The organism is Frankia sp. CgKIO3 (genome assembly GCF_977946435.1).
Map to the genome: position 1 here is coordinate 1 of NZ_CDWTMO010000139.1, position 11,271 is coordinate 11,271.

Below are 11,271 nucleotides of genomic sequence, written 5' to 3' on the forward strand. Positions count from 1 at the left end.
GGCATTGCGCCACGACCAGACACCAGTCGTCGGCGAAGCGGACCAGCCGGTAGTTCGGCAGGCCGCGACGCCGGCGCATCCGCCGGTCGTTGGAGGTGGCCGCAGGCCCACCCGGCGCCTGGGCGATGTGCTCGTCCAGCACCGACAGGGCCACGTTACTGAGCAACGGCGACAAGATCGACCCTGCGGAGTGCCGGCGTCGTTCTCCCGGAGCACGCGGTCCTCGCCGAGGATCCCCGCCTTCAGAAACGCCTTCACCAGAGCCAGGACGCGTTTATCCCCAATACGACCGCGCACCCGGTCCATGAGAGCCGAGTGCGAAATCTCGTCGAAGCAGGCTTTGATCTCGCCTTTCACGATCCACTCATAAGAGCGCCCCGTGAAATGGCGTATCTCTGCCACCGCGTCATGCGCCCGGCGGTTCGGGAGGAACCCGTACGAGCACGGGAGAAAATCCGCCTCGAATATCGGCTCCAACACCAGCTTCAAGGATGCCTGGACCACCCGATCCCGGACGGTCGCTATTCCCAGGCGACGCAGCCTACCGTTCGCCTTCGGTATCAACCGCTCCCGAGCGGGTCGCGGGCGGAAGCTACCAGCCTTCACATCGGCCCGCAGCTCTTCCAGAAACCCCCCGATACCACGCACGGTCTCGATGTAGTAGGCGGTCTGCCCATCCACACCGGCCGTGCACGCACCCTTGTTCCTCCGCACGCGACCCCACGCCACAAGCAGGAACGCCGGGTCGCAGACGAGGTTGAACAGATCCTCGAACCGGCGGTGAGAGTCCTCATTCGCCCACCGGTACAGCTTGGCTTGGATCTCTCGTACCCTTTCCTCGGCCTGATACCAGGCGAAGTCCAGTTCGTCGGTGTTCACCGGCGGCCTCCGAGCATTCCAGCGTCCTCACTGCCGACTTGCTGGCCCCCTTCGCCATGTACGCGCCTCTCGCGCGCTCGGGCTACTACGGGGCCTCCGTCCCACGGTCCACGGTCGGCAACGGACCTGCCCGCCTACAGCCAGGCCGGCCGGAGGGGAGGGCAACCGGGGACGGTTCCCACGTTCACCTGACAATCGATCGACCAGGGAGATGACCCAGCTTTGTCCCGGCAGCATCGCCACGGCTACGCCGCAGACCCTCACCGTGGCCTCCTCACCGGCACAATCAACCGGCTCCGGAGTTGGCCTCGCTACGACGGCGGACCCGGTCGCCGGTGCGGTACCAGCGGCGGCCGTCCCGCTCGAAGAACCGGCCACGGTCATCCGCCGGGTCCAGGTAGCCAGGGGTGAGCTGCGGGCCCGCGATGCACAGCTCGCCCTCGATGCCAACCAGCAGGTCACCCTCCCTAGCTGTGCGCACGACTCCGGCAGCGGGCGGCGACGACGGCTAACTCGCCGAGTCGTCCCAGCCGGGCCGGTGCCCGACTGAACTCCGAGGTGTTCGCCGGCAGGACTGTCGTTCAACCCCCTCAACCTCACCCAGTTGATCTTTTCTTCGACAGGAACGATCATCCAGGTGGCGGGGGCGCCCTTGTCCTGGCTCGACCCGCGGCCACACTCCGCCGCAACAATCGATCACGAATAGTGATTGGACAACCACGATATCCGACGAACGCGTGGAGATGGTTGGACATCACCCGAGAATCCGTCTATATAGTAATCAAACTTCGCCATACCGAAGATTGATGTCCGGAAGGACGGGAAGGGGCTTATGATGCGCGGTACTGTCGCATGGCTGTCGAGAGTGGGGTCGGCTACCGCCGCCGCCGCGCTGATGCTGTCGGGGTGCTCCACCACCCCCGCTGTCGACGCATCGGCCGGTGGGAAGCGTGATCGTCCGGTAGTACTGACGACGTTCACGGTGTTATCGGACATCGCACAGAACGTTGCAGGAGATCACCTGCGGGTGGAGTCGATCACGAAGGTGGGGGCGGAGATCCACGGGTACGAGCCGACGCCGGGTGATATCATGAAGGCATCAGACGCGGATCTGATCCTGGACAACGGCCTGAACCTGGAGCTGTGGTTCAAGCGGTGCGTGGAGTCGGTGCACGTACGGCACGCCGTGGTGTCGGACGGGGTCAAGGCGATAGACATCACCGAGGACGCCTACGCAGGCAAGCCGACCCGCACGCCTGGATGAGCCCGTTGAACGCGCAAATCTATGTCGACAACGTCGTCGATGCCTTCAGTGATCTCGATCCCGCGCACGCGGCGGACTTCAGGGCGAACGGTAAGACCTACAAGGCCAAGCTCCAGGCCGTACAGGACGAGCTCGTGTCGAAGCTGTCGACGCTGCCGGCAAAGAAGCGGGCGCTGGTGACCTGCGAGGGCGCGTTCTCGTACCTCGCCCGCGACACAGGGCTGACGGAGCAGTACATCTGGCCCGTGAACGCCGAGCAACAGGCGACGCCGCAGCAGATCGCCTCGACGATCACGTTCGTCAAGGCGCATGACGTGCCGGCGGTGTTCTGCGAGTCCACGGTGTCGGACAAGCCGATGCGGCAGGTCGCCAACGCCACCGGCGCGGCCCTGGGCGGCATCCTCTATGTCGATTCTCTCTCCAAGGCCGACGGGCCGGTACCGACCTACCTCGACCTGATCCGCTACGACGCGACCACGATTATCAACGGGCTCACCGGGCGGACCTCGTGACCGCGGCGATCCAGGTTCAGGAGGTCATCGTCCGTTACGGCGGGGTCCTCGCCCTCGACGGCGTGTCCCTCACCGTCGAGCCGGGGCGGGTGGCCGGGTTGATCGGGATGAACGGATCCGGCAAGTCGACGCTGTTCAAGTCGGTCATGGGTATAGTCCGCCCCGACCGGGGACGCGTGCTACTCGACGGTGCCGAGCCTGCCGTGGCGCGTAAACAGGGCCTGGTGGGTTATGTGCCACAGAGCGAGGAGGTCGATTGGGCCTTCCCTTTCTCCGTGCGCGACGTTGTGATGATGGGCCGCTACGGCCACCAGAACTTCACCCGCCGGGCGCGCCCGGCCGACCACACGGCGGTGTCCGAGGCGCTGGAGCGTGTGGAGCTGACCGAGTACGCGGGCCGGCAAATCGGACAGCTCTCCGGCGGGCAGAAGAAACGCGCGTTCGTCGCCCGCGGCATCGCCCAAAATGCGCAGATCATGCTCCTGGACGAACCCTTCGCCGGGGTCGACAAGAAATCCGAAGCCACCATCGTCCGACTACTCAAGGAGCTCGCCGCGGACGGCCGTACCATCCTGGTCTCCACCCATGACCTTCACGCCCTGCCACAGCTGGCCGACGAGGCGGTGCTGCTGCTGCGCCGAGTGCTGTTCCACGGCTCCGTGACCGAGACACTCAGACCGGAGAACCTCGCCCGCGCGTTCGGACTCGACGTACTCGAGCAGAAGTACGTCGCATGAACCCGCTCGATCTGCTCCTGGATCCGCTGCAGTACGACTTCATGGTCCGGGCTCTTGCCACCACCATGATCGCTGCTGTCGTCTGTGCCCTCCTGTCGTGCTGGCTCGTGCTCGTCGGCTGGTCGCTGATGGGTGACGCGGTCTCTCACTCCGTCCTGCCCGGGGTCGTGATCACCTACATCCTCGGCATACCGTTCGCGATCGGTGCGCTCGTGTTCGGGTTCCTCTCTGTCGCGCTCATCGGGATGATCCGCGGAACCAGCCGGGTGAAAGAAGACGCCGCGATCGGGATCGTCTTCACCACCCTGTTTGCGCTCGGACTCGTCCTCATCTCGATCACCCCGAGCCAGACCGACCTGAACCACATCGTCTTCGGCAACATCCTCGGCGTCTCCACCGCGGACCTCATCCAGATCGGAATCCTCGCTGCTGTCGCGTTCGTCATCCTTGTGCTGAAGCGGCGTGACCTGACGCTGTACGCGTTCGACCCGACTCACGCCCACGCTATCGGCCTGTCGCCGCGGTTCCTCGGCACGCTGCTGCTCGGCCTGCTCACCCTCACCGCCGTGGTCGCACTGCAGGTGGTCGGGGTGATCCTCGTCGTGGCGATGATGATCATCCCTGGCGCCACTGCCTTCCTGCTCACCGACCGCTTCGGACGTATGCTCGTCATCGCCCCGGCGATATCGGCCGCGAGCTCGGCGATGGGGATCTATCTCAGCTACTGGCTCGACGCGTCCTCCGGCGGGCTCGTCGTCGTCCAGGGCGTCGTGTTTGCACTCGTCTACCTGTTCAGCCTCCGCCACGGGCTGCTTGGCAAACGACTGCTCGCTCGGCGGCACCGGGAGTTCGTCTCAGCGAGCTGACCCGCAGCCGACCCGAGACCCAGCGATCAGGAGGAACCTCGGCTCACCACACTGGCACCACTCGGAAACCGCCTTCTTCACCCTTTCGAAGGTAGGTGGGCCGCTCGGAAGCTAGTTCATTGATCCGTCGCGGCCCGCCTCGGCCGTGGTCTCGCACCCGTGTCCCGGGCCGGCCTCCCGTAGCGGAGCCGGCCCCGAGGAGCTCACCGTGACGCACACGGCGTCCGTCGCCGACCGGCCAAGAGCCACCGCCTCATCGCGGCCTTCCACAACCACCTCCACCGAATCCGAGTACGGTGCCCCGGCTCGCACCTCCAGCACGGTACCGATGCCAATCCCACGCTCGGCGAAGAACTGCAACAGGCCCGCGTCCGCGTCCGAGATCCGCTCCACACGCGCGTGCGCGCCCGGCCCGATCCGAGACAGCAGGACCGCATCCGGTACCCGCACCGTGCCGTCCGAGCCCGGGATCGGATCACCATGTGGGTCGCGGGTGGGATGGCCGAGGTATTCGTCGATCCGGTTCACCATGAAGTCCGACACCGCATGCTCCAGCGTCTCGGCCTCATCATGCACCTGATCCCACCGATACCCCAGCACCTGCACCAGGAACGACTCAATCAACCGGTGGCGGCGCACCATCGCCACCGCATGCACCCTCCCCTTCTCTGTCAGTGACACTGCCCCGTAGGGCGCGTGCTCCAGCAGACCCTGCTCAGTAAGTTTGCGCACCGCGTCCGACGCCGTCGACAGTCTCACCCCCACCTTCGCTGCCAGTGTCGAAGGTGACACCGGCACCCCGGACCACTCCTGAAGACTCCAGACCACCTTCAGATAGTTCTGACTGCTCGCCGAAAGCTCCGACACCGACATGCTCGCAGGCTACCAAGCACCGAACTACGCCAATCCGAACTCTCCGTGAGAGCACGGCCAATACGACTCGACTTTCGTGATAATGCTGCTCGTCGCGGCCGAACCCCTCATCTACTGAGCCATCAGCACCATGGTCCGGTGTATCGACCGGCGCACATCCCCCCAACGCCCGGGACCCCGACCGCTACGAAGAATCGTCTGACCAACGATCTCAAACATCTTCCCAACCTCCCACCAAGATCCAGAAAACCCAACCTTCAGGTCAGGATTCCTTAGCCAAGATCTTGGCGCGGGACAGAACGGAACTTGTCAAGATCTTTGAGGTAAGATATTTTGTGAATTAGCCTAATTGTGATTTTTGTGGAACGATTTCCGATCTCTCGGGAACACCCGAGTCGGCCGGCTCAGCCTCGTCGGGCTTCCGGTTGATCCCGGCCGGCTTCGGGAGCGGCGGCGGGACCGGAGGCCGGTTCACGAACCGCTCCGGGTGCGCGACACAGGCCGCGTCCAGGACACGGCCGCGCGGCCTGGACGGCCTCGGCCCGGCCGAAATGCACGACCGCCGACGCGAGATACCCGGTGCCAGAATTCCTGTGCTCATGATTGTACGTATCCATTCAGGGATGCAGGTTCCAGCACCCCTGAATGGATACCTGCCCGCCAGAGCCACAGAGGCGGTCCGGTGGTTCTCGTAGTCGTTCCCGGCGCGAGGCGGCAGGTCGGTGTGACCCGACACCGCCGGGGCATCCCGTCAGGGTGAGCAGACACACCCGCCGGGGTCGAACCGACAGCAGCCGGGCTGACGGCAGTCGGGCTGACGGCGGTCGAACCGACCGGATGAGCGGGAATCGTCCGGCCGGGGGCCGCCGAGAGGACGACCGCACGCAGCCCGACCTCGACGACACGACCGCTGACGCGGTCGGCAAGCTCAGCGAGGCGCTGGAGTGGGTTGAACGGGCCCGCGGGGCGCTCTACGAGTTCCATCAACTCTCCGGGCGGGCCGATCTGATCCTCGCGGAGGCGATTAGCGGTCTGGAGGACGCCGGACACGCCAAGATGGCCGCCTATGTACGCCGGGAGCTGCACGGACGCAACGTCCTCGACGGGTGGTGGACCTTCCAGATCACCGAGGAGTACGACGACATCTACTACCGCCCCTTCGTCGCCGTGGACGAACAGGTCCGGCTGCGGCTCACCGGTGGGATGCGCCACGTTCACGAGGCTCGCATGAAGGCCCAGGAGCGGGCCCGCGCCGGTCGGGACCTGTGGGGCCCTGGCGCCTGACCTGCGGTCCACCGGTCGCCCACGTCGGGGCGACCGGTGGACCGCGGCTCCAGGCCTGAAGGCAACCCGCCGGTGCGTTCAGGTACTCTGATGATCACAGATACTCAGATAACCACGGCTTCAGAGCTCATGCCGATGGAGATCGCACCTCGGGTGGGCTCAGGCGTCCCGACGCTTGGCCAAGACGAGCCCGATGGCGAACAGGCCGAGGCAGATCGCGGCAAAGTAAGCGAGGGAGCCCCAGGGGCCGAACGGCAGCCCCTCGACCACGGGCGGGCCGTTGGAACGCTCCACCTGCCCGGCGACGATGAAATTGTCACCGGTGGTGAACGGCAGCCAGTGCTGGATATGGTCACCGATCCGGGGGATCGCCGGCAGCAGGCTCTCTCCGAGGAACAGGTAGACAAGCGTAATCACAATCGCGCCCGCCGACTGCCGGATGATCAGCCCCAGAGCCAGCGCGAAAATCGCCGCGAACAAGTAGACCAGACCGACACCGAAAACGTTACGGTACTCCTGCGCCGTGTCCAGAGCCAGGGGGGCATCCGGCTTGATCAGCTTGGCGACGCCCCAGGAGGCGATGGCGGTGATCTCGCCGACGATCCCCGCGAGCAGGGAGACGACGGCAGCCTTCGCGAGCAGTGCCGGCGTCCGGGTGGGCACCGCGAGGAACGTGGACCGGATCGTGCTGAAGCGGTATTCGGTGGTGACCGCCAACGTGGCCATCACCATCATCACCACGAGGCCGAAGTTGTAGGCAAACTGGGTGACGTTCGGGGTGAGGCTGGCGAGGTCGTCACCGTTGGTCGCCGCCGCGAAGATCGAGGTCAGCCCTACGGTGAGCGCGGTCGCCAGGATCATGCACCACCACGGTGAGCGGGTCGAGAACAGCTTGATCCGCTCGACGGTGAGCAGGGTCATCGTCCAGTCCCCCCTCGTGCCGCCTCGGCCGAGGCCGACGGACCGCCCCCGGCACCCACACCACCGGCACCCACACCACCGTCGACCGGCTGGCGAGGTGTCCCGGCCAGCGGACCGGCAGCAGTTCTCGCCGGCACGGGCACCGGCGGAGCACCTGTCGCCGACCGGCTGGCGCCCGGCCCCGGCGTCCCGGCGTGGTACTCCACCTCGCCGCCGGTCAGCTGGATGAACGCCTGCTCCAACGAGCCGCGCTGCGCCGCCAGCTCGTGCAGGACCAGCCCGATCCGACCGGCCAGCTCGCCGACCTGCTCGGTGCTGCTGTTCGACACGAGGAACGCCGCCGGACCACCGTCGTCGGCGGCGGCGTCCCGAACCGCGAGGCCCTGACCGGTCAGCACGCCACGCAGCCGCTCCATCTCCGGCCCGCGGACCCGGACTGCCGACTCGGACGCCATGTCGATGAAGGCATGGGTACTGGTCTGGGCGATCAGCCGCCCGCGACCGATGACGACGAGCTCCTGGGCGGTCAGCGCCATCTCGGACAGCAGATGACTGGAAACGAAGATCGTCCGCCCCTCGTCCGCAAGTCGATGCATGAACTGGCGAATCCAGAGGATTCCCTCCGGGTCCAGCCCGTTCACGGGCTCGTCGAAGAGAAGGACCTGCGGGTCACCCAGCAGGGTCGTCGCGATCCCGAGACGCTGTGCCATCCCGAGCGAGAAGCCACCCGCCCGCTTGCCGGCGACCGGGGTGAGCCCAACGATCTCCAAGACCTCGTCGACCCGCTTCCCGGGAATTCGGTTCGCCGCGGCCATCCACCGCAGGTGCGAGCGGGCGGAGCGGTTGGGATGCACCCATTTCGCTTCCAGCAGCGCTCCGACCTGGCGGAGTGGTTCCTTCAGCTCGGCATATCGCTTGCCGTCGATACGGACCTGGCCTGCGCTCGGATTATCGAGCCCCAGGATCATCCGCATTGTAGTGGACTTTCCCGCACCATTCGGCCCCAGGAAGCCGGTCACCTTGCCGGGCTGCACCGTGAAGGACAGGTCGTTGACGGCGACCGTACGTCCGTACCGCTTGGTGAGCCCTTGCGCCTCGATCATTCCCCTCCTTTCCGTGGAACATCACTATGTCGGGATGACGGACCGGACCCGGGCTGCTGCCCGCTCGGTAGGGCCCACCGACGGTAGGGCCCACCGACGGCAGGCAGGTAGGACGACAGGTAGGCAGTTGCACCGACCGGCCGCGCCTCCCCCGGTTGGCATCATCGTCGCGGAGCACCCACCATCGAGCCAGCCACTATCGGCCGGCGGAGTGTCATCCTGCCGACAGTCAACAGGCCGTGAACCCGCAGCAGATTTTCCAGCACCACGCCGAAATGCACGGTGATGTCACGCTCACTGTCGGTCCAGACTCGCGGCTTGCCAAGGCAACGTTCAGTGTGCTAACCGATCACCCAGGGCAGACCACCGGCGATGGACCGGCTACCGGCCGGGGTGGCACCCGCTCGGCTCGCCGCCGGATCAGCCGGGTTACCCGACGATGACCGGCGCCAGCCGGGCCCACTGCTCGCGCGGGAGCCGGGTGGGAGTGGAGGTGAGCACCTGGATGGCCACGTGATCGGCACCGGCCTCATGGTGCTCGGTGACCCTGGCCAGCACGGAGTCCACATCGCCCCAGGCCACCACGGCCTCGACGAGGCGCTGCGAGCCGGCACCCGTCAGATCGTCCTCGGTGAAGCCGAGACGGCGCAGATTGTTCACATAGTTCGGCAGCTTCAGGTAGAACGCAAGGGTGTCGTGCGCGACCGCCCGGGCCTGAGCCGGATCGGTGTCGAGGATGACCATCTGCTCGGGCGCGAGTAGTGCGTCCGGGCCGAGCAGCTCCCGGGCGCGCCGGGTGTGCTCGGGGGTGGTGAGGTAGGGCAGGGCACCCGCAGTGCGCTGCGCGGCGATCCCCAGCATGCGGGGACCGAGAGTGGCCAGCGCCCGGTCGGCCCGCGGGACGCCCAGCTCGTCGAGGGTGTCGAGATAGTCGACGAGGACGTCGACGGGACGCTCGTAGCGACGGCCGGTCGTCTTCTCCACCGGCTCCTTGTGGCCGGCACCGAGCCCGAGCAGGATCCGGTCGGGGTGCGCCTTCGCCAGCATGGCGTAATGATCGGCAACGACGTCCGCCGGTTCGGTCCAGACGTTGAGGATGCTGGTACCGACCACCAGCCGATCCGTGTTGTCCAGGATCGCGGCCGCGAGTTCGAGATCGCCACTGGCCGCGCCGATCCATACCGCCGGGACGCCGAGGGCCTCCACCTCGGCGGCGATCTCCGCCCGGGCCGGGAAATCCTTCGGCCACTGCCGCTCGGCTGCCCACAACCCGATCCTGCCGACCTCTGCTACCACGACGAGCCCCTTCCGCGCAGGGAACTGCCACTGTCCGTGCCATTACCCCATCACGTCTGCTACCCCGTACACACGCCCGGCATATCGGCCGGTTCGTTGAATCTGTGGATCGGTAGATCAGTGGATGGGCGGATCAGGGGATTCAGGGGCCGGAATGATCACGCGGACAGAGGCAGGTCAGGCACCGCGGTGGTCTGCGACACAGCGGCCTGCGGCCGCAGCTCGTCGAGGGACAGCTGGTGAACCGGCGGCCCGTCCAACACGATCCGAGAGGTCACGGTCAGATCGGCGGCCACATGCAGCAGCTCCCCGCTCTCCATCAACCGCCACCGAGGATCCTCGTCCATCCGCTCGCTCTCGACCACGACCGCGGGCTTGGTGAGCAGGTCGAGAGAGCGGACCCGGATCTCGCTGAACGGACTCGCGTGATCAAGATGGCGTTCGTTGCGCCCACCCGGGCCACGCCGAAGGACGTACAGGCCATTGGTGTCCGGATACCGCAGAGCCCAGAGATCCCGATCCGTGATGAGAATCATGTTGATGGAGTACAGCGGCAGATTCTCGGCGGCCCAACGAGCGGCGGACGCGATCCCCTCGCCGACGTCCCCGTCACAGGCGTCGATCTCGCGGGTGACGAGGGCGAAGAACCGCTCCGAGTCGGTGTCACCGAGGACCGGGAGACCGGCCGTGCCGAGCTCGGCGTCCAGCTTGTCCAGCCCCTCGATCACGCCGTTGTGCGCGAAGATCCTCCCGTTTCGAACGAACGGATGGGTGTTGCCCTCGCAGGCCCGGCCGGTGGAGGCGTGCCGGACATGCGCGACGAACGTCGAGGAGGTGACGTGCTGCGGCTCCTGGGCGAATGCCGTGTCGGCCCGGTTCCGGATGGCCTGTTTGACTACCCACGCGGTGCCATCGGCGTCGAATCCGCCGAGACCGGCCCCCTCCGGGGTCCGCAGCGTCGCCGCCCGGGGACTGTCCGGCGCATCCAACAGCCAGAAAGTCGCCTGCACCCTCGTCGGCCCGCTACTCATCGCGAACAGATGACACATCTATGCCCTCCCTCGCCGATCTCGACGGCTCCGGTACTGTGCCGGCCAGGACGCTACTGGTTCCCGCGCCCCGGACGCGGGTCCACCGAGCGGTGGCCGGGTCGATTCCCCGAAGGGAAAGGGCAACGTTACCCCCGCCCCGGCGCCCGCGACATGCCGGCGAATCTGCATGTGAATCCGCTTTCGTCAACGCATCAAGGGTCTGCTGACGCTCGGTCCCGCCGTGGGGGCCGCCGAGTCACCGTCGTGGAACCTGACGGACGGCCCGGACAAACCACTCAACCCGGATGTCCCCCGCTCGGATGCCGCTACTCACCGCACCGGCGCCCGTTCCGGCACACCGTTGTCCGACTGACCAGTGTCCGACTGACCAGTGCCCGACTGAACGCGGTGGAGCATAAAACCCCGGAACCGGGGATCGGGGGTCGGGTTCCTGCTGGCGAACGGCACCGCCGGCACATCCTGCTCGCCGGTCCTGCCGCAGACC

The 11,271-nt window shown here is 66.6% G+C and carries 10 protein-coding genes and 1 pseudogene; 4 read left to right on the forward strand and 7 right to left on the reverse strand.

What is annotated here, in order from left to right; genetic code table 11:
* Window positions 1-879 (reverse strand): reverse transcriptase domain-containing protein (locus tag AC08OJ_RS14985; protein WP_476596031.1); only part of this gene is annotated, 879 nt, incomplete at its 3' end.
* Between the two features lie 286 nt (window positions 880-1,165).
* The gene (locus AC08OJ_RS14990; protein ID WP_476593576.1) at window positions 1,166-1,360 is read right to left on the reverse strand and encodes a hypothetical protein; all 195 of its coding nucleotides are present in this window, start codon (window positions 1,358-1,360) and stop codon (window positions 1,166-1,168) included.
* Window positions 1,361-1,774: 414 nt separating this feature from the next.
* Between AC08OJ_RS14990 and AC08OJ_RS14995 the strand changes: the two are divergent.
* From AC08OJ_RS14995 to AC08OJ_RS15005, 3 genes and pseudogenes are all read left to right on the forward strand, one after another.
* Window positions 1,775-2,655, forward strand: a pseudogene (locus AC08OJ_RS14995) (metal ABC transporter substrate-binding protein).
* Window positions 2,652-3,392: a metal ABC transporter ATP-binding protein gene (locus AC08OJ_RS15000; protein WP_476593577.1), complete on the forward strand. Its 741-nt coding sequence runs from the start codon at window positions 2,652-2,654 to the stop codon at window positions 3,390-3,392. The pseudogene AC08OJ_RS14995 and the gene AC08OJ_RS15000 overlap by 4 nt, the downstream one beginning before the upstream one ends.
* Window positions 3,389-4,258 carry a metal ABC transporter permease gene (locus AC08OJ_RS15005; protein WP_476593578.1) on the forward strand — a complete coding sequence of 290 codons (870 nt, stop codon included), beginning with the start codon at window positions 3,389-3,391 and terminating at the stop codon, window positions 4,256-4,258. Before AC08OJ_RS15000 ends, AC08OJ_RS15005 begins: the two co-directional genes overlap by 4 nt.
* Window positions 4,259-4,369: 111 nt before the next feature.
* Here AC08OJ_RS15005 and AC08OJ_RS15010 read toward each other — a convergent pair whose 3' ends face one another.
* On the reverse strand, window positions 4,370-5,125 hold the full coding sequence (locus AC08OJ_RS15010) for a metal-dependent transcriptional regulator (RefSeq protein ID WP_476596032.1): 756 nt from the start codon (window positions 5,123-5,125) through the stop codon (window positions 4,370-4,372).
* An 843-nt stretch (window positions 5,126-5,968) separates the two neighbouring features.
* Between AC08OJ_RS15010 and AC08OJ_RS15015 the strand changes: the two genes are divergently transcribed.
* Window positions 5,969-6,415, forward strand: coding sequence for a hypothetical protein (locus tag AC08OJ_RS15015; RefSeq protein WP_476593580.1), 447 nt, complete (start codon window positions 5,969-5,971; stop codon window positions 6,413-6,415).
* A 159-nt stretch (window positions 6,416-6,574) separates the two neighbouring features.
* Here the strand turns inward: AC08OJ_RS15015 and AC08OJ_RS15020 are convergent, their stop codons facing one another.
* The 4 genes from AC08OJ_RS15020 to AC08OJ_RS15035 all read right to left on the reverse strand — a co-directional run bounded on the left by AC08OJ_RS15020 (window position 6,575) and on the right by AC08OJ_RS15035 (window position 10,784).
* On the reverse strand, window positions 6,575-7,336 hold the full coding sequence (locus AC08OJ_RS15020; protein WP_476593581.1) for an ABC transporter permease: 762 nt from the start codon (window positions 7,334-7,336) through the stop codon (window positions 6,575-6,577).
* A complete protein-coding gene (locus AC08OJ_RS15025; RefSeq protein WP_476593582.1) occupies window positions 7,333-8,439 on the reverse strand; it encodes an ABC transporter ATP-binding protein in 1,107 nt (368 codons plus the stop codon). The genes AC08OJ_RS15020 and AC08OJ_RS15025 overlap by 4 nt, the downstream gene beginning before the upstream one ends.
* 429 nt (window positions 8,440-8,868) lie before the next feature.
* Entirely contained in the window at window positions 8,869-9,735 is an 867-nt protein-coding gene (locus AC08OJ_RS15030; protein ID WP_476596033.1) for an LLM class F420-dependent oxidoreductase, read from the reverse strand.
* A gap of 158 nt (window positions 9,736-9,893) precedes the next feature.
* Complete coding sequence (locus AC08OJ_RS15035; protein WP_476593584.1) at window positions 9,894-10,784, reverse strand: class II glutamine amidotransferase; 891 nt, start codon at window positions 10,782-10,784, stop codon at window positions 9,894-9,896.
* Between the last annotated feature and the right edge of the window lie 487 nt (window positions 10,785-11,271).